17 protein-coding genes are annotated in these 17,541 nt (G+C 58.4%); 12 read left to right on the forward strand and 5 right to left on the reverse strand.

Annotation, left to right across the window (positions count from 1 at the left end; genetic code table 11):
* Positions 1–327 precede the first annotated feature (327 nt).
* Genes LDN84_RS01045 through LDN84_RS01055 form a run of 3 tightly spaced genes read left to right on the forward strand, consistent with a single transcriptional unit; the run spans position 328 to position 3,858 of the window.
* Positions 328–1,083, forward strand: coding sequence for a substrate-binding domain-containing protein (locus LDN84_RS01045; protein WP_223906896.1), 756 nt, complete (start codon positions 328–330; stop codon positions 1,081–1,083).
* Entirely contained in the window at positions 1,083–2,555 is a 1,473-nt protein-coding gene (locus tag LDN84_RS01050) for a sensor histidine kinase (RefSeq protein ID WP_223906899.1), read from the forward strand. The genes LDN84_RS01045 and LDN84_RS01050 overlap by 1 nt, the downstream gene beginning before the upstream one ends.
* The gene (locus LDN84_RS01055; protein WP_223906902.1) at positions 2,521–3,858 is read left to right on the forward strand and encodes a sigma-54-dependent transcriptional regulator; all 1,338 of its coding nucleotides are present in this window, start codon (positions 2,521–2,523) and stop codon (positions 3,856–3,858) included. The genes LDN84_RS01050 and LDN84_RS01055 overlap by 35 nt, the downstream gene beginning before the upstream one ends.
* Before the next feature lie 45 nt (positions 3,859–3,903).
* On the opposite strand, the gene LDN84_RS01060 is transcribed toward LDN84_RS01055, so the two are convergent.
* Positions 3,904–4,206, reverse strand: coding sequence for a single-stranded DNA-binding protein (locus LDN84_RS01060; RefSeq protein ID WP_223906905.1), 303 nt, complete (start codon positions 4,204–4,206; stop codon positions 3,904–3,906).
* Positions 4,207–4,306: 100 nt separating this feature from the next.
* Between LDN84_RS01060 and LDN84_RS01065 the strand changes: the two genes are divergently transcribed.
* Positions 4,307–4,735, forward strand: a complete 429-nt coding sequence (locus LDN84_RS01065; RefSeq protein ID WP_223906908.1) for a hotdog fold thioesterase — start codon at positions 4,307–4,309, stop codon at positions 4,733–4,735.
* A 78-nt stretch (positions 4,736–4,813) separates the two neighbouring features.
* Here LDN84_RS01065 and LDN84_RS01070 read toward each other — a convergent pair whose 3' ends face one another.
* Both LDN84_RS01070 and LDN84_RS01075 read right to left on the reverse strand, forming a co-directional pair.
* A complete protein-coding gene (locus LDN84_RS01070) occupies positions 4,814–5,404 on the reverse strand; it encodes a cob(I)yrinic acid a,c-diamide adenosyltransferase (protein WP_223906911.1) in 591 nt (196 codons plus the stop codon).
* A gap of 23 nt (positions 5,405–5,427) precedes the next feature.
* A complete protein-coding gene (locus LDN84_RS01075) occupies positions 5,428–7,020 on the reverse strand; it encodes an ATP-binding response regulator (RefSeq protein WP_223906915.1) in 1,593 nt (530 codons plus the stop codon).
* Between the two features lie 127 nt (positions 7,021–7,147).
* On the opposite strand from LDN84_RS01075, the gene amrB reads away from it, so the two are divergent.
* From amrB to LDN84_RS01115, 8 genes are all read left to right on the forward strand, one after another.
* Entirely contained in the window at positions 7,148–7,975 is an 828-nt protein-coding gene (gene amrB / locus LDN84_RS01080) for an AmmeMemoRadiSam system protein B (protein WP_223906919.1), read from the forward strand.
* A complete protein-coding gene (gene amrA, locus LDN84_RS01085; protein WP_223906923.1) occupies positions 7,965–8,564 on the forward strand; it encodes an AmmeMemoRadiSam system protein A in 600 nt (199 codons plus the stop codon). Before amrB ends, amrA begins: the two co-directional genes overlap by 11 nt.
* A complete protein-coding gene (amrS, locus tag LDN84_RS01090; RefSeq protein ID WP_223906926.1) occupies positions 8,561–9,655 on the forward strand; it encodes an AmmeMemoRadiSam system radical SAM enzyme in 1,095 nt (364 codons plus the stop codon). Before amrA ends, amrS begins: the two co-directional genes overlap by 4 nt.
* 148 nt (positions 9,656–9,803) lie before the next feature.
* Positions 9,804–11,069, forward strand: coding sequence for an HD domain-containing phosphohydrolase (locus LDN84_RS01095; protein ID WP_223906929.1), 1,266 nt, complete (start codon positions 9,804–9,806; stop codon positions 11,067–11,069).
* Between the two features lie 26 nt (positions 11,070–11,095).
* Positions 11,096–12,520, forward strand: coding sequence for an FAD-binding oxidoreductase (locus tag LDN84_RS01100; RefSeq protein ID WP_223906932.1), 1,425 nt, complete (start codon positions 11,096–11,098; stop codon positions 12,518–12,520).
* A 112-nt stretch (positions 12,521–12,632) separates the two neighbouring features.
* Positions 12,633–13,601: a DUF1186 domain-containing protein gene (locus tag LDN84_RS01105; protein ID WP_223906936.1), complete on the forward strand. Its 969-nt coding sequence runs from the start codon at positions 12,633–12,635 to the stop codon at positions 13,599–13,601.
* 35 nt (positions 13,602–13,636) lie between these two features.
* Positions 13,637–15,259, forward strand: a complete 1,623-nt coding sequence (locus LDN84_RS01110) for an ankyrin repeat domain-containing protein (protein ID WP_223906939.1) — start codon at positions 13,637–13,639, stop codon at positions 15,257–15,259.
* A 203-nt stretch (positions 15,260–15,462) separates the two neighbouring features.
* Positions 15,463–16,425 (forward strand): IS1595 family transposase, encoded by a 963-nt coding sequence (locus LDN84_RS01115; protein ID WP_223906942.1) that lies wholly within the window; start codon positions 15,463–15,465, stop codon positions 16,423–16,425.
* Between the two features lie 31 nt (positions 16,426–16,456).
* On the opposite strand, the gene LDN84_RS01120 is transcribed toward LDN84_RS01115, so the two are convergent.
* Together LDN84_RS01120 and LDN84_RS22970 are read right to left on the reverse strand one after the other, a co-directional pair.
* The gene (locus LDN84_RS01120; RefSeq protein ID WP_223906945.1) at positions 16,457–16,735 is read right to left on the reverse strand and encodes a hypothetical protein; all 279 of its coding nucleotides are present in this window, start codon (positions 16,733–16,735) and stop codon (positions 16,457–16,459) included.
* 109 nt (positions 16,736–16,844) lie between these two features.
* Positions 16,845–17,480, reverse strand: a complete 636-nt coding sequence (locus LDN84_RS22970; RefSeq protein ID WP_276572411.1) for a pilin — start codon at positions 17,478–17,480, stop codon at positions 16,845–16,847.
* Between the last annotated feature and the right edge of the window lie 61 nt (positions 17,481–17,541).

Raw genomic sequence — 17,541 nt, forward strand, 5'->3', positions numbered from 1 at the left:
CTGCTTGCGGCGGATATTTCTTGCCCGGGTGAGTGGTACGCCCGGGTTACGGATGGGTAACATCCATCCCGTTCCCTGGCTGGATGTCCTCGACAATCCAGGGAGCTGGTGGATGCCAAAACAGGTTTATCCACCCGGGACGAGGTGAATAAATCACCCGTGTTACTGTTTGGTGACCTGAAAACTCACTAGACTGCGCCTGGTTACCGTTGGGTAACGGAGTTTCTTATGTTGAAATTTTTCAAACGGATGGGACTGGTTATAGGGTTGTGCTTTTGGGTTGTGCTTGCACAGGCTGGCAATGGAGCCCAACCCATTCGGATCGCCATGACCCCGGCCTTTTTGCATGACCAGCATGCGATGCTGGCTCAATGGCGTGACTATCTGGAAACGCACATGAAACGCCCGGTGGAGTTCATTCAACGTGACCGTTATCGTGAAACCATTGATCTGCTGCAGCAGCAAAAAGTGGATTTCGCCTGGATCTGCGATTACCCCTACCTGGTTCTGAAAAAGGATGTGAAATTGCTGGCCGTTGCCTTGCACCATGGCCAACCAAGCTATCAGTCCTACCTGATCGTGCCATCGAGTGATATCACAACGCGCAGCATTGCTGACCTGAAAAACACCATATTTGCTTTTGCTGATCCCTACTCCAATACCGGCTATCTCTCCCCCCGGTTCGAGATCAAGCGCAGTGGATCAGAACCAGGCACCTTTTTCAAACGGACTTTTTTCACATGGTCACACCGCAAGGTGATTGATGCGGTGGCCACGGGTGTCGCCCAAGGGGCTTCGGTGGACAGCTATGTCTGGGAGTCTCTCAGCAAGGTGCGCCCGGACATCACTGCCAAAACACGTATTGCCTGGAAATCGGAGTTGTATGGTTTTCCGCCCATCGTGGCACAGCGCCATGTGTCGGATGCCGACTTTGCCTTGATGCAGCATGTGTTGATGGATATGCCCAACAACGTGCACGGTCGTGCGCTGTTGGCTCGCCTGAATCTGGATGGGTTTATCAAGGGCTCGCCCAAGCTGTACGACGGTGTGGCTGCAATGATGCAGCAATTTGGCGAGCTGTAGTGCGCCTCTTTGACCTGAGTCTGCGCTACAAAATGCCGCTCTGGGGCGGCGGCTTGATTCTGGCAACTGCCTTGGCGCTTTCTGTATCGTTCATGGTGCAAGCGTGGGATAACTTGCATCATGACCTCCAGAATAATGCCGAAAACATGGGTCGTATCACCGCACGTGCCTTGTTTGCCATCCTGTTGCATGACGAGGTTTGGCAGGCTTATGAAGTGGTTACGCTGCCTTTTGTTACCAATCCCGAGTCGGCGCGAACCCAGAGCATGGTGGTGTTCGACAACGAGTTGCGAGTTTACGTGTCGTCGCGTTCGCATGAGCATGCCTTGATGCAGCCGATGGCTTCCCTCGGGCCTGAGTTTGCAGCCTTGGCGCGTGAGCTGCCCCGTGAGCCTGATGCCCCCATGTATGTGCGTGATGCCCATGAGGCTCAGCACATCTATGTCGCGCTGCCGATTGCCAGCGACGGTGTTCGGCTGGGCACGTTGGTGGTGGCCTACCACAAGTCGGTGCTTTGGCAGCGTTTTTCTAAACTCATGCAAAGTGCCATCTGGATCACCCTCTTGGTGCTGGGGGTCTTGTTGCCTGTGACGGCTTATTGGGGCCGGCGCATGATGCGCCCGATGCAATGGATCACCGAGCAGATCCGGCAGATGGGTGATGCCAACACCGAGTCCATTGCTCCTGCGTTCTATACCTACCAGGACGAGGTGGGCTTGCTCTACCAAGCGTATGCCGACATGCATGCCAAGTTGCAAGAGAAAGCCATTTTTGAAAAGGAAATGGTCAAAAGTGAGCGCATGGCCGCAGTCGGCCGGTTGACCGCCAGCATTGCACACGAAATCAACAACCCACTGGGCGGCATGCTCAACGCCATCAGCACCCTCAAACGCCACGGCAACCCGGACCCGCTCACACAAAAGACAATTTCGCTGCTGGAACGCGGGCTCTCGCAAATACGCGACACGGTGGCTGCGCTGCTGGTGCAGGCCAAAGTCAAGAGCCGTCCGCTGAGTGCTTCAGACTTTGAGGATGTCCGGGTGCTGGTCACACCTGCCGCCAAGAAGCGCGCTACGCGAATGAACTGGTCGGTAGCTGTACCGGATGAAGTCGGGTTACCCTCCACACTGGTTCGGCAGGTGCTGATCAATTTGCTGCTCAATGCCATCGCCGCCACAGGCCAATCGGGGCAAGTGAATTTGCGAACGCGGATGGATGACGCGCAACTTGTTGTCGAGGTTGAAAACACCGGGCAGCCGATGTCACCCGATCAGTTGGCGCATCTGTATGAGCCCTTTACCAGTTTTTCAGAAAACGGCAATGGTTTGGGGTTGTGGATTTGTTATCAGATCGTCACCCAACTTGGCGGTACGATTCGTGCCGAATCGGGTACTGAATTCACCCGCTTTACCGTCATCCTTCCTACCAATCTTGCGCATGAAACCTCCATCGAACAGAATTTGCCTGATTGAAGACGACGAACTGATGGGCGAATCCTTGTCTGACCGATTCGGTCTGGAAGGTTTTGAGCATGACTGGTACCGCACCGGAGCAGAGGCCCTGGCAGCCTTGCGTAGCCTGAGCTACGCCCTGGTCGTCAGTGACATCCGGCTGCCCGACATCACCGGGGATGTGCTGTTTGAGCAGTTGCTCACCGAAGGTCAGCGTTTGCCGCCCTTCATATTCATCACCGGCCATGGCGAGATCGACTCTGCGGTCAATTTGCTCAAAAAAGGCGCACGTGACTACATCACCAAGCCTTTTGATCTGGATGCCTTGATCGACAAGATGGGGGACATCATTTCACCTGTCATGGAAACCGGCATGAGTGGCCTGGGGCAGTCACCCGCCATGCGGCAGATTCAAACCATGTTGAAACGGCTGGCCAGCAGTACCGCTTCTGTACTGATCACTGGTGAGTCTGGTGTTGGCAAGGAGCGCGTGGCCCGTGCGCTGCATGATTTGACGGGTCAGAACAAACCGTTTATTGCCGTCAACTGTGGTTCTTTGACGGAGAGCTTGCTGGAAGCCGAGCTCTTCGGCTACGAAAAAGGCGCTTTCACCGGCGCTGCCAGAACCAAAAAAGGTGTGTTTGAGCAGGCAGATGGTGGCACCTTATTTCTGGATGAAATTGGCGACACCCCGCCAGCCATGCAGGTCAGGCTGCTGCGTGCCCTGCAAGAGCGAAGTATTGTGCGTGTGGGGGGTGAAACCCTGATTCCCGTGAATATTCGCCTGGTGTGCGCCACCCATCAGATATTGCAGGAGCGTGTGGTCAGTGGCGTTTTTCGTGAAGACCTGTACTACCGGATCAATGTGGTGGAGTTGCGTATTCCACCACTGCGCGAGCGCCCTGAAGACATTTTGCCCCTGGCCCACACCCTGTTGGCAGAAATTGCAGCCACCAGTGACAAATCTCCGCCTGGCTTTACCGCCGCTGCCAAACATGCGATCAAGGCCTACCCCTGGCCAGGCAACATCCGGGAACTGAAAAACAGTCTGGAGCGCGCCAGCCTGATGTGTGATGGGCCCTTGATTTCACACGACATCTTGTTCGAGCGCCCTGCGCCTGTGCTGTTCAGCCAGCAGGATCTGGCGGGAAGTTTGCGTGACTACCTGGGGGAGTGTGAGCGTGACTTCATTGTTCGTGCGCTCGTGGCTTGTCAATGGCAAATCCAATTGTGTGCCGACTCACTTGGCATCAGCCGGAAAAACCTTTGGGAAAAGATGCGTCGTTTTGGCATCGATAAAGAGAACACCATTCACCTGGTGTGACAACTCCGACCCCAGTCTTGTCTGGCCGGCCAGCCCGTGGGCAGGTCAAACGTCCAGCGTGCAGGCCAGCACCCGGTGCGCCACCAGATCCAGCGCCGGTTTGACATTGCCTTGCTTGTCCGTCCAGACCTTGGGGGTCAGGTGGCCGCTGGTGGCTACCGAATCCCCATCACGCAAGTCCATCAGGGTTTCGCACGGCAGCGCGTCAAAGGCGATGACGTTGACGATCAGCGGCTCACCGTCGTGGGTCTGGGCACGCACCCGTGCCACAACAAAGCTGCGCTCGCCCTTGCCCTTGCGCTGTTCCGGGTCGCCCATCAGCCGCCCGGCAATCAAACCATCAATCATCACGTGTCCTTGAAAAGAGGTATGGCATGGTAGCGGTTGCCGCTGCGCCGTCTGGACGCTGGCTATAGTGGAGCCATTTTTTTGTGATGGGACTATGTTGATGCGAATTTGGAAACAAGACATTTCAGTGGAAATCCTCACCGCCATCAGTGCCGACTCGGCCGTCAGTCATCTGGGTATTGAGTTTCTGGAGGTGGGTGAGGACTTTATTCGCGCCCGCGTGCCGGTGGATGCCCGCACGCGCCAGCCTTATGGCCTGCTGCATGGCGGGGTCAGTGTGGTGCTGGCCGAAACGCTGGGCTCCTGCGGGGCGCATTTTTCCTGCGCACCAGGGTTCAAGGCGGTGGGCTTGGACATCAATGCCAACCATTTACGCGGGGTGACCAGCGGCTGGGTCACCGGTGTCGCCCACCCGGTTCACCTGGGCCGCACCACCCAGGTGTGGCAGATTGACATGGCCAACGATGCTGGTGAGCGCACCTGCGTGTCGCGCCTCACCATGACTATCCTGGCACCCAGAAATATATAAGAAATCAGGCTCTAGTGCCCGTTGAATAAGCGCAAGAAGCTATTTAATAGATAGCAGTTGACGCTCTCAACGGGTGATTCAGCTAGTGGCTGAATCGGCATCGGCGCGCGCCATGCGCGTGCTGTGCCAGTACACGTCGTCACCAACACTGCCGTCGCTGCGGTGGCGGTTGAGCACCCGGGCCAATACAAACATCAGATCCGACAGGCGGTTCAGATACTGGCGGGGCGTGTCTTTCAGGGCTTCCTGGCCTTCCAGCGCCACCACGGCCCGCTCGGCGCGGCGTGCCACGGTGCGGCACACATGGGCCTGGCTGGCCGCTCTTGTACCGGCGGGCAAAATGAATTCCTGCAGCTTGGGCAGTGCGGCATTGTGCTCGGCCAAGGCATCATCCAGCGCCAGAACGGCTTGCGGCTTGAGCAATTCAAAGCCGGGAATCGACAGCTCGCCGCCCAGATTAAAAAGCTCGTGCTGAATCTCGATCAGCAGGCTGCGCACAGCCTCTGGCATGGGCTCACACAGCAACACACCGATGTGTGAGTTGAGTTCGTCCACGTCACCCATGGCATGTACACGCAAGCTGTTTTTGGAGACGCGGGTGTTGTCGCCCAAGCCGGTGGTGCCGTTGTCGCCCGTGCGGGTGGCGATTTGTGTCAGTCTATTGCCCATAAACGGTTTCTTTCATGCGTGCCTCAAGCGTTGGGGGTGGTCGGATCAAACGTGTGCCGTGGCAAGGTCACGGTGATGGCGGTGCGGTTGTCCGCATCACTGGTGTCCATGCGGATGCTGCCATTTTGTGCTTTGGCCAGCAATTGGGCCGAATAGGTGCCAATGCCGCTACCCCCTGTCTTGCCGCTGGTGGAAAACTTGTCAAAAAATCGGTCACGCAGCTCCGGCGGCACCACCCCATGGTTGCTGATCTCGATCCGCAGGGGTGCTTCATCGCGCAGAGCCACCACCACACGGGTACCCGGTGGTGCTGCTTCACAGGCATTTTTGATCAGGTTTTGAAACATGGAGTAACACAGGTTGGCATCACCCAGCGCTTGCGGCAGCTCGGTACCCACCGGGGTGTCTGTGTCAACCTCGATGGTCAGGCCCTTGTCAAAAAACGTGCTGCGGGACAAATCCACGATACGGTGCAAGATGTCACCAATATCAATAGGTACAGCTTTGAGCTTGAAATTGCCGGTTTCCATTTTGTAGAGCTCGCCCGACAGGTTGACCATGTCAATGACCTGCTGGGCGGTTTTTTCTACCAGGCGCAGTTTCTCCACATGCCGGGGGTGCATGGTGTCGTCATCGGCCAGGTTTTGCACCATGCCGACAATGCCCGCCAGTGAGCCTTTGATGTCATGGCGGGTGGTGTTTTCAACGTCTTCGCGCAGCATGCTGGCATCCAGCATGGCATCAAAGTCAGCTTGCAGCTTGCGTCGCATGTCGATGTATTTGATGAAGTTGCGCACCTTGGCACGCAGCGCTTTGGGGTCAGAGCTTTTCAGCACAAAGTCCACTGCGCCCAGTTCCATGCCTTTCAGGCGGGTTTCTTCGTCGGCGGAGCCGGTCACAAAGATCACCGGAATCTGCGCCGTTTCAGGCCGCGTATGCAGCTGGCGCACCACCTCAAAGCCGTCCATGCCGGGCATCATCACATCCATCAGCAGCAGGTCCGGGATGGGCTCGGCACGGCACAAGGCCAGGGCCGAAAGTCCGTCCGTGGCGGTGACCACCTGGTATTCGTCCTTGAACATCTGCTCCAGCAGCCGCAGGGTCACGGGGTAATCGTCCACCACCAGAATACGCGACGGTGCCAGTGTGGTGTCGGTGGCGCGGCGGTTGTAGGTGTGTGCACTCGACGTGCCGGCAGGACGGTTGGTGGGTGTCAGACCGTTGCTGGGTCGTGCCGGGCCAGAAAGCACTTTCTCCAGGCGGGTGCGCAGGTTGCCCGCGTTATATGGTTTCACCAGCAAGCCACTTACTCCGGCTTGAATCACCTCTTCAATACGCTGGCGTTCGGCCTCGGCGGTGATCATCAAAAACGGCAGCTTGACCATTTTGGGGTCGGATCGCACGGTTTTGAGCAAATCCAGCCCGGACATCACCGGCATGTTCCAGTCGCACAACACTACGTCGATCTTGCTGTTGCGCAAAATATCCAGGCCCATGGCACCGTTGCGGGCGGTCTTGATTTTTTCGCACCCCAGGGCCCGCAACTGGTTCACAGTGACGGCACGCATGAGCTCCAGATCATCCACGACCAAGTAGGTCAGTTCATGCAGCTTCATACGGTTGTACAGTGGCGTTTCATAAAGCTTGATTATCACGGAGTTGCACCACCCGCGCACCTGTCTTGTCAATCCGTGCAGCGCCCTGATCTAGAGGTTTGGAACGGTTCATACCCAGGAGGTTGGCATGCTCACTATTCGCGCTCCCGCCGTCGCCGGCACCTTTTACCCCGGCCTGGCGACCGATTTATCCGACGACATTGCGGCCTTGCTGGCCAACGCTGCACAAGACCGTGCCAAGCCGCCCAAAGTGCCGCATGACACGCCCAAGGCACTCATCGTGCCACACGCGGGCTATATCTATTCGGGCTCCACCGCCGCTCTGGCCTACCAATGCCTGGCCGCTGGTCGCCAGCGTATCCGGCGGGTGGTGTTGCTCGGGCCGGTGCACCGGGTGCCGGTGCATGGTCTGGCCTTGCCCGGGGCAACAGCCTTTGACACCCCGCTGGGGCGCATCCCGATAGACACCGTGGCCGTGGCGGCGTTGGCCCACCTGCCGCAGGTGGTGACCAGTCCGGCCGCACATGCGCAGGAACATTCGCTGGAGGTGCAGCTGCCCTTTTTGCAGACGGTGCTGGACAGATTTACCCTGATCCCGCTGGCCGTGGGGGATGCCACACCCCGTGAAGTGGCCGAGGTGCTGGAGCTGCTGTGGGGCGGGTCGGAGACCCTGATCGTCATCAGCTCGGATTTGTCACACTTCCTGCCCTACCGCAGCGCCCAGAAGGTGGATCAGGACACGGTGCAGCACATCCTGCAGCTCGACAGCCACCTCACCCATGAGCAAGCCTGTGGCGGCACACCGGTGAATGGCCTGCTGCTGGCGGCCCGCAAACACCAACTGCAACCCGAGTTGCTCGGGCTGTGCAACTCGGGCGACACCGCGGGCGACAAAATTCGGGTGGTGGGCTACGCTGCCGTGGCTTTCCGGCAAGGGGGGCATCATGAACACTGAGTGCAACACGCCGCTTCAAGCCACCGCAGAGGCCGCAACCGATGCGCGTGGCCCGGCCCTGCTGGCGCTGGCCCGCGCCGCCATCTCCACTGCGCTGGGCCAGCCCATGGCGGCGGATGCCTCTGCTGCCTGGCTGCAAGACCCTGGTGCCTGTTTTGTCACCCTGACCCAAGCGGGCCAATTACGTGGTTGCATCGGCTCACTACAAGCGCGGCGCAGCTTGCTGGCGGATGTCAAAGCCAACGCGGTGGCCGCCGCCCTGCAAGACCCGCGCTTTGCCCCGCTGGGCCTGGCTGAGCTGCCCCACACCGAGATCGAGGTGTCGGTACTGTCACCGATGCAGCCGCTGGCGTTTACCGATGAGGCCGATGCCCTGGCCCACTTGCGCCCCGGTGTGGATGGTGTAGTTTTTGGATACAAGGCTTACCGCAGCACCTTTTTGCCGCAGGTGTGGGAGCAGTTGCCCGATCGGCTTGACTTCATGGCCCATCTGAAGCAAAAAGCCGGTCTGCCGCCCCATTTTTGGGCCCCTGGGGTGCGCTTGCAATGCTACACCGTGACCAAATTCAAGGAAGGAACTCTTTCATGAACACCTCGTCTGTCATGCCCTACCCGGCCCGTTACTGGCACATGCTGGCCGATGGCCGCATGCAATGTGACCTGTGCCCACGCGATTGTCATTTGCACGAGGGCCAGCGCGGGGCCTGTTTTGTGCGCCAGCGCCAGGGTGATCAAATGATTTTGACCACTTACGGGCGCTCCAGCGGCTTTTGTATTGACCCCATCGAGAAAAAACCGCTGAACCAGTTTTACCCCGGCTCCAGCGTGTTTTCATTTGGCACGGCGGGATGTAACCTGACCTGCAAGTTCTGCCAGAACTGGGACATCAGCAAATCGCGCGACATGGACCGGCTGATGGATCAGGCCTCACCCGAGGCGATTGCCAACGCTGCCGTGCAGCACGGCTGCAAGAGTGTCGCCTTCACCTACAACGACCCGGTGATCTTTGCCGAATACGCGATGGACGTGGCCGATGCCTGCCATGCCCGTGGCGTACAAACGGTGGCAGTTACCGCAGGCTACATGCATGACCAGCCCAGGCGCGACTTCTACGCCAAGATGGACGCGGCCAACGTCGACCTGAAAGCGTTCACCGAAGACTTTTACTTCAAACTCACCAGTGCCCACCTGCAACCGGTGCTCGACACCCTGAGCTACCTGCAGCATGACACCGATGTGTGGCTGGAAATCACCACCCTGCTGATCCCCGGTTACAACGACTCGGAGGCCGAACTCAGCGCCCTGTGCCAGTGGATCAAAACTGAGCTGGGGCCGGATGTGCCGCTGCACTTTTCGGCCTTTCACCCCGACCACAAAATGCCGGATGTGCCCGCCACGCCGCCCGCCACCCTGGTGCGTGCCCGCCAGACGGCGCTGAAAGCCGGGTTGAACTACGTCTACACCGGCAATGTGCACAACCTGGAGGGCGACACCACCTTTTGCCCGGCCTGCCAGACGCCGCTGATCGAGCGCGACTGGTATCTGATCAAACGCTACCGGCTCGATGCCCATGGCCATTGCCCGGACTGCGGCGCGGCCATTGCGGGCCGGTTTGATGCTCGCTGTGGCCACTTTGGCCGCCAGCGTATCCCTATCCACATGGGTGGATCCACCGCATAGTGAAAACCCAGGTTGCCCGGAGGATTACCCTCGATACCGTGGTGAAGCCCTTCATTGGCTGATGTGATGGTCGTGTTTGCGGTAAGCTGGTACACCACTGCCGCCGATGGCGGCCCGCTTTTTTGAAACCACCGGATCGAGGTCAACCATGTCTCAGTTTGAGATCAATCTGCGCGAAGCGATTTATTCATTGTCAGATGCCCTGGATTTGGTGGGCGTGACCCACATCCACCACGGCAAACGCGTGGCTTTTATGGCGGCTGAGGTGGGCAAATGGCTGCAATGGCCACGTCTGCAGCTGGATGATCTTTTTCAGGCCGCCATCCTGCATGACTGCGGCGTGTCCAAAACCGCCGTGCATGCCAAACTGGCCCAGCTGGAGTGGGAGGAAGAGGGTGAGCACTGCCTGATTGGTGCCAACCTGCTGGCCAGTTGTGCCCTGCTGCGCCACTTGGCACCTATCGTGCGGCACCACCACACCCATTGGACGGATCTGAAAGACCTGGATTTGCCACAGACCGTCAAGCTCAGCGCCAATGGCATTTATCTGGTGGATCGCGTGGACATTCTGACCCTGAAATACGTCACGGGTGGCATTGACATCTTGTTGGGCAAAGACGAGATTCGCCAGCAGGTGTTGGCGCGCCGTGGCAGCTGGTTTTGTCCCGAACTGGTGGATGCTTTCATGGAATTGTCAGAATCCGAGGCCTTCTGGTTCATGCTGGAAAGTGACCATGTCAACGGCTATGTGGCCACCTGGCTGGCGCAAACCACCAAGCAACCCATGGCATTTGAAGACCTGAGCAGTCTGATGCACATTTTCTCCAGCATTGTGGATGCCAAAAGCTCCTTCACCAAAGAACACTCCGATGGTGTGGCCAGTCTGGCCCGTTATCTGGGGGAACAAATGCAGTTGGAAGAAGACCGCTGCGACATGCTGGAGCTGGCCGGTTTGCTGCACGACATTGGCAAATTACGTGTTCCCGATGAATTGCTGGAAAAACCAGGCCCCTTGACTGCCAAAGAAAAGTACATCCTGAGCCGCCACAGTTTTGATACCTACAACATCTTGTGCAACATCAAGGGACTGGAGCGAATTGCGCTGTGGGCGGCCCAGCACCACGAACGGGTCAACGGCACGGGTTATCCGTACCACTCAGGCTCCAGCGCCTTGAGTCTTGAAGCCCGCATCATTGCGGTGGCGGATGTATTTCAGGCGCTAGCGCAGCGCAGACCCTACCGGGAGGCGTTGGCACAGGAAGACATCATCGGCATCCTGCAACAACAGGTGGCCAATGGCCGGCTTGACCCGGACGTGGTGGCCTGCGTGGCCAGCAATCTCCAATCCTGCTGGCAGGAGGCCATGCGGGTGATGCCCAACAGCGAGCCCGCGGCCACATCCCATTTCGGATAATGATCCCCTTATCCCGGAGCCACACCATGAATGCACCCCATACCGCACCCCATTTGTTACCCGAAGTTCACACCCGCGCTGTGCCAGCAGCCTTGCTGGAGGCGCTGCAAGCGCGTTTTTGTGCCCAGTTTTCCAGCGCACTGGTGGTGCGCGAACAGCATGGCCGCGACGAATCCGCCTTCACTGTGCCACCGCCTGCGGCCGTGGTGTTTGCCCAAAACACGCAGGACGTGAGTGACGCGGTGAAGCTGGCCGCACAGTACAAGGTGCCAGTGATCCCGTTTGGCGTGGGCTCCTCGCTGGAAGGTCATTTGCTGGCGGTGCAAGGCGGTATCAGCCTGGATGTGAGCCGAATGAACCAGGTGCTGGCCATCAACGCTGAAGACCTCACCGTGACGGTGCAACCCGGCGTGACCCGCACCCAGCTCAACGCGGCGGTCAAATCCACCGGCCTGTTTTTCCCGATTGACCCCGGTGCCGATGCCACGATTGGTGGCATGAGTGCCACCCGCGCCAGCGGCACCAACGCCGTGCGCTACGGCACCATGCGCGAAAACGTGCTGGCGCTGGAGGTGGTCACCGCCAGCGGCGAGGTCATCCGCACCGGCACCCGCGCCAAAAAATCCAGTGCGGGCTACGACCTGACGCGCCTGATGGTCGGCAGCGAAGGCACGCTGGGCATCATGACTGAGATCACCGTCAAACTTTACCCACTGCCCGAGAGCGTGATGGCCGCCACCGTCAGCTTTGACAGCCTGGCCGACGCGGTCAACACCACCATCCAGATCATCCAGATGGGTGTGCCGATTGCCCGCTGCGAGCTGCTCGATGCCAACACCATCCGTATGGTCAACGCCCATTCCAAACTCAGCCTGCGCGAAGGGGCCATGCTGCTGATGGAGTTCCACGGCTCCCCCGCCGGGGTGCAAGAGCAGGTGGAAACCGTGCAGGCGATTGCCGCCGAGTTTGGCGGCCAGACTTTTGAGTGGGCCAGCACCCCCGAGGAGCGTACCCGGCTGTGGACAGCGCGGCACAATGCCTACTTTGCCGGCATCCAGTCGCGCCCCGGCTGCAAAGCCATCACCACCGACACCTGTGTGCCGATCTCGCACCTGGCCGATGCACTGCTGGACTCGGTCACCGAAGCCCAGGCCAGTGGTCTGACCTACTTTCTGGTCGGCCATGTGGGCGACGGCAACTTTCACGTGGGCTACCTGATTGACCCCGACAAACCTGAAGAGCGCGTGCTGGCCGAGAAGTTGAACCACCAGCTGGTGCACCGCGCCCTTAAGCTGGGTGGCACCTGCACCGGCGAACACGGTGTGGGCCTGCACAAGATGGACTTCCTGGTCACTGAAACCGGCGCGGGTGCGGTGAGCATGATGCGGGTCATCAAACAGGCGCTCGACCCGGACAATATCCTGAATCCGGGGAAGATATTCAAGCTATGAAATTTGTAGCTTCTTGCGCTTGATAGATAAGCGCTAGAGGCTGATTTCATTCATACATTTAACGCGTAGAGCCCACACCTATGGCACGCCAGCGTGCTGGAGAGCCCTGACCATGCCAAACAACTGGAACACGCTGCGCACGCAGATCGAGAAAATCACCAAGTCTTTTCCCAAAGAGGCCATCGCCTTCGCCAATATGCACCGCGAAGAGCTTGCGCCACACCTGATTGAGGTGTTGGCCCAGGTGGCGGCAGACCCGTCAAGCATGGACGATCCTGACGACGTTTTGCATCAATACGCCTTGCACCTGCTGGCGGCCTGGGCCGACCAGCGGGCCTACGCGCCGATGGTGGCGCTGGGCCACCACGATGAAGAGACGCTGGATGTGTTGCTGGGCGACACGCTCACCGAGACTTATGGCCGCTGCCTGGCGACCGTCTGTGATGGCGATCTGGCACCCCTGAAGGCCTTGTTTCAAGACACCAAGGCCTCCCATTGGGCACGCCTGGCTGCCCTGGAGGCGATGGTGATGCGGGTGATGGAGGGCGACGACTCGCGTGACGCGCTGGTGCAGTATCTGTCTGAGCGGGGTGATCTGGAGGCCAAGCGCCTGCGCAAACCTGGCAAGGTGGTGGATGACCTGGAAGTGATTGATGCCATAGTGAGTGCCGCCTGTGAACTGGTGGCAGTGGAAATGAATGAGCGCATCCAGAGCTGGTTTGACGATGGTTTGCTGGAAGTCATGTTCGCTGACAAGGCCTGGGTGGCGGAGTGTATGGCCAGGAGTTTCGAGTCAGAACGGCAAACCATGCTGCAAGGTGGCAGAGGCTATGTGCGAGATGCCGAGGCCGAAATGGGCTGGTGGGCCTGCTTCCACGAAGAGCGCCCGAGGGCTCCACAGCCCCTGTACCCCTTGTCGAAACCGCAGAAGGATTTTTCAGGCGATCCTGGAGATGACTGGCCCATTGAGGCCGGACAAACCGGCGAGCCGATGGTGCGCACCACCCCCAAAGTCGGCAGAAACGACCCTTGCCCCTGCGGCAGCGGCAAAAAGTACAAGAAGTGTTGTGGGGCGAGTTGAGCGGCTCAGACCATCCATACAGGGTGCGCAAACCCATGAATTTCATGCACAAAGTCTTGATATTTTTAGCACTCTTGTGGGCAGTTTCGATGCCAGCGCGTTGCGCAACATGGGAGGAAACCGATGGCAGGTATTTCGAGCAAGGTGATCTTGCTGCGGTGAAGCGGCTTCTTGCCAAGGAAAATTACTCGGGGGATCTTCTCATCCAAGCGTTCGAGACGGCGGCCATGTCTGGCCACATGGACCTCGTACAGTATCTTGACAAGCGGGGGTGGTTGGAAATTTGTCGCCATGACAAGCGTTGTGATCCGGTTCTGTACGCGGTCATCGGCAAAAAGTTTCCCAAGATGGTCGCGTATTTGCTGTCACGCGGTTTTTCGCCCACAAGATCGGCACTTTTTTCGGCATCAGCGACCGTGACACCGGATGACGAAACGCTTGCCAGCAGCCTGGAAGCGGTCAAAATTCTCTGCGAACAGGGAGCCAACCCCGCTGAACGAGACGGCCCCACGGTGCTGGAAGAATTGGAGAAACGAATCACCGCGCAAAGCATGGACCTGGGAACCCCCTTGCGAAGTGCAAGGGGTACTGCCGCAGAAATACAGGTTGCGGAGTTTTTCAAGAAAGGAGCATGCAAGAAGGGTGCTGCAGCCGCTACCGATTTTGAGGACTATCGCGCACTTGTTCGAGCCATGCGACAGGGTTCAATCAGCACAGAAGGGGTAACCACACTTGACACGAAGCGCTTTCAGCCGCAGGTCGAAAGGTATTTGCTGTATGAAGCCATCGTTTCAGGAAGGCTGGATTTTCTGACAGACCTCAAGCGCCGTGGCTGGTTTTCGCGTTGCCGTGAAAACGCCAGTTGCCGTCCTCTTGATGTCGCCGCCGAGGTCGGGGCAGATCTGCAGATACTCCAATTTCTGGCTTCCGAGGGGTTTGAGATTGACGGCCGCAATGCCTCTGGAGGCAGCCCGCTGATGTACGCAACACTCCATGCGCATGCAGATGCCGTCAAGTTCCTTTGCGAGCACGGTGCTGACTACCGCAAGCCGGTCAAGCTGGAGATCTACGAAAGGTCCATCATCAGTATCCTGCGGCGCTCGTATAGCAGCGCATGGTGTGGCTCGGTCATTTTTGGGGCCTACACAAAGCCCGTTCAGGACGCGGCCAGAATGCGGTGCGAAGGAGAAGGGGGTGTGCTGGGCGACTCACAAAGCAGCATAGCCCTGCCTGAATGTATGCCGGGCTCTGCATGTATGTCGATCCCGTTCTCGCCCAAGGGGCCGCAGGGGGAACCCCGGGAATTGAAGACACTGGCGGAAATGTTCCAGTACTTCAAGAGCGGTGCCTGCAAGCCCGCTCAAAGTGCGCCTGCGTGCACGTCTGATGTCGCCACCAAAGCGGTACTGATGGGCGACAACGTGCATCTTCGTGCCGAGCCCAGTATGAGCAGTGCCAAGGCGGGAACCTTGCCGTTTGGCACGGTTGTCGATGTGCTTGACCCCTCGCGGGCCTGCGAATCACTCTCCGCGAAGGCGGGGCGGTGGATCAAGGTCAAGGTTCTGGCCTATCCGACCTCTTCACAACTGGAGCAGCCGCTTATTGAGGGATGGGTGTTCGATGCGTATGTCGACTATTTCCCATCCTTCGAACCGTGATGCCATTGCCCGGCTGCCTGCCAGACGCTTGCGTCAGCCAATGGTGAGTGCGTGCTGAATATGAATGCGCTATCAATTAAATAGCTGTTTGCGCTTGATGAATAAGCACCAGAGGCCAAAAAGGGGCTATGTCTGAATTAGCTGTTGAAAGATATGTGAGTTCAGCCTAAAGTGAAGGAGAAGAGTAGTCATGGAGGAGCAGCATGAACCCTAGCGACTTTGCCAAACTTCTCAGTCAGCTGGAATCTCTGAGCACCAAGCAGCTGGCAAGGATACGAGAAACCCTCAAAGGGCTTCCCCATACGTCAGGTGCAGCCATTGCTGGCGTACTTCAGGGCCCCAATGTGTGCCCCAACTGTCAGGCCCCAGCCGAACAACTACGACCTTGGGGACACAGCCATGGGCTGCCACGCATGCGCTGCCAGGCCTGCGGCAAAACCTGCAATGCGCTCACCGGCACGCCCTTGGCGCACTTGCGCAAACGCGAACAATGGCTTGGCTATGCGCAGGCATTGATTGAGGGCGTGAGCGTGCGCCAGGCCGCCCAATGCTGCAGCGTGGATAAAAACACCGCATTTCTCTGGCGGCATCGCTTTCTGCAGGCCGCTGCCACACATCGCCCCGCGCATGAAGGCGGAATTGTCGAGGCTGATGAGACCTTCTTTCTGGAGTCCTTCAAAGGGCAACGCAAGCTGCCCCGGTGCGCACGCAAACGTGCTGGGGTGGGTGCTGCGTGGGAGCACATTGCCGTATTGGTAGTACGTGATCGCAGCGGACAAACAGCTGATTTCCGGCTACAAAAAATCGACGCATCCCATATCACCGACGTGCTTGGCCCCTTGGTGGACAAGGATGCCATCCTGTGTACGGATGGTGCGCGGGTTTATCAAAAGGTTGCTCGCAATATGGGCCTGACCCATCGCGCCATCAATGTTCACAAGGGCATACACGTCATTGAGGGGGCTTTCCATATCCAAAATGTCAACGCTTATGACAGTCGCCTCAAGCAGTGGATGAAACGCTTTCACGGGGTGGCTACCAAGTATCTAGAAAACTATCTTGGCTGGCGGCGCATGTTGGAGCGCTACCGCCAAAGCATCTCTCCAGCCATTTGTCTGAGTGAGGCTATGGGGAGATTCCAATTGCAACAGCTAATTCAGACATAGCCCAAAAAGGCTTGAAAAAAGCTTGTAAAAATCAGTGCAACCCTGTCCCAGGCGATTTCAGCGCTTCCATCAAGGCATCTGGCGCACCACCGGCGGCGAGGTGGCTTTTGTACCAGACGGTCAGGATCGATGTGACCACCGGGCCGGGGTTCTGGCAGACTTTGTCAAAGTCCAGCCCGTTGATCTTGCAAATCAGTTGCACCAGATCCATGTCCAGATCAATGGCATCTGAGGCGCAACGGCGCAGTTTCAGGTCGGCAAAAACATAGCCTTCAGGCAGTTTGAGGGTCAGGAGTGAATCGGTTGGCATCAGTGCATGGGAAGGGGTTGACTCGGTAGCGGCTGATTGTCGCCAAACCTTTGGGCCTTGATCGCCCAGCGGCCCAACGGTTTTTCATGTTTCGCTCAAACTCGCACGCTTATTTGCAGCTTGGGGGCAGGGCGGTGGGCTTCATGCCCTCACCGGCTGCGCATTTCCACGTCACGCCACCGGGTGCTTGCGGTGCGCTTTCGGGGGTCATGAGCAGTGTTCCAAATGGCGTGTGCACACTCACCACCATGTTTTGGGCGTTGAGGGTCATCGGGCTACCGTCAGGCAGTTTGGAGTCCAGTCCGACCTCTTCAAGCGATTCCGGGATTTTTTGCTGTTTGGCGTAGGCATCGGTCAAGGTGGTGCGGGCCAAGGCCCCTTTCTGCCAGATCTGGCTGATGGTGGCGCGCTGGGTGAAGTCCTGGTAGGCTGGCAAGGCCACGGCGGCCAGGATGCCAATGGTGGCCACAATGATCATCAGCCCGGCGGCCCCGCCACCCGCACGTCCACCAAACGGCACAAAAAAAGCCAGCACATAGGCCAAAGCATGGCGTCCGGGCAGCGGGCGGTTTGGCCCCATCGTCAGGGCCACGCGCTTGATGAGCCAGGGGTAGCCACCAATGAGTTCGTGGAAAGAGGCCAGAAACCCCAGGTTTTTGCCCAGTTGCTTGCTGTAAGCCCGCAAGTCGGTCGAGCGCCAGCGCTGGGCACCGGCTGCCAGCACCAGCAGGGCACGCGCCGCCACTTCCGGGCTGGGGCAGCAAAACGTGCCATGACGGTCACACGAATAGGGGTCGTCTCAGAAA

This window comes from Rhodoferax lithotrophicus (assembly GCF_019973615.1).
GTDB lineage: Bacteria > Pseudomonadota > Gammaproteobacteria > Burkholderiales > Burkholderiaceae_C > Rhodoferax > Rhodoferax lithotrophicus.

What these genes read in the sequence shown, in the direction of transcription:
- LDN84_RS01045 (WP_223906896.1), top strand. Translation starts at nt 328, where the DNA reads ATGACCCCGGCCTTTTTGCATGACCAGCATGCGATGCTGGCTCAATGG.
- LDN84_RS01055 (WP_223906902.1), top strand. Translation starts at nt 2,521, where the DNA reads ATGAAACCTCCATCGAACAGAATTTGCCTGATTGAAGACGACGAACTG.
- LDN84_RS01060 (WP_223906905.1), bottom strand. Translation starts at nt 4,206, where the DNA reads ATGATTGATGGTTTGATTGCCGGGCGGCTGATGGGCGACCCGGAACAG.
- LDN84_RS01065 (WP_223906908.1), top strand. Translation starts at nt 4,307, where the DNA reads ATGCGAATTTGGAAACAAGACATTTCAGTGGAAATCCTCACCGCCATC.
- LDN84_RS01070 (WP_223906911.1), bottom strand. Translation starts at nt 5,404, where the DNA reads ATGGGCAATAGACTGACACAAATCGCCACCCGCACGGGCGACAACGGC.
- LDN84_RS01075 (WP_223906915.1), bottom strand. Translation starts at nt 7,020, where the DNA reads ATGAAGCTGCATGAACTGACCTACTTGGTCGTGGATGATCTGGAGCTC.
- amrB (WP_223906919.1), top strand. Translation starts at nt 7,148, where the DNA reads ATGCTCACTATTCGCGCTCCCGCCGTCGCCGGCACCTTTTACCCCGGC.
- amrA (WP_223906923.1), top strand. Translation starts at nt 7,965, where the DNA reads ATGAACACTGAGTGCAACACGCCGCTTCAAGCCACCGCAGAGGCCGCA.
- amrS (WP_223906926.1), top strand. Translation starts at nt 8,561, where the DNA reads ATGAACACCTCGTCTGTCATGCCCTACCCGGCCCGTTACTGGCACATG.
- LDN84_RS01095 (WP_223906929.1), top strand. Translation starts at nt 9,804, where the DNA reads ATGTCTCAGTTTGAGATCAATCTGCGCGAAGCGATTTATTCATTGTCA.
- LDN84_RS01100 (WP_223906932.1), top strand. Translation starts at nt 11,096, where the DNA reads ATGAATGCACCCCATACCGCACCCCATTTGTTACCCGAAGTTCACACC.
- LDN84_RS01105 (WP_223906936.1), top strand. Translation starts at nt 12,633, where the DNA reads ATGCCAAACAACTGGAACACGCTGCGCACGCAGATCGAGAAAATCACC.
- LDN84_RS01110 (WP_223906939.1), top strand. Translation starts at nt 13,637, where the DNA reads ATGAATTTCATGCACAAAGTCTTGATATTTTTAGCACTCTTGTGGGCA.
- LDN84_RS01115 (WP_223906942.1), top strand. Translation starts at nt 15,463, where the DNA reads ATGAACCCTAGCGACTTTGCCAAACTTCTCAGTCAGCTGGAATCTCTG.
- LDN84_RS01120 (WP_223906945.1), bottom strand. Translation starts at nt 16,735, where the DNA reads ATGCCAACCGATTCACTCCTGACCCTCAAACTGCCTGAAGGCTATGTT.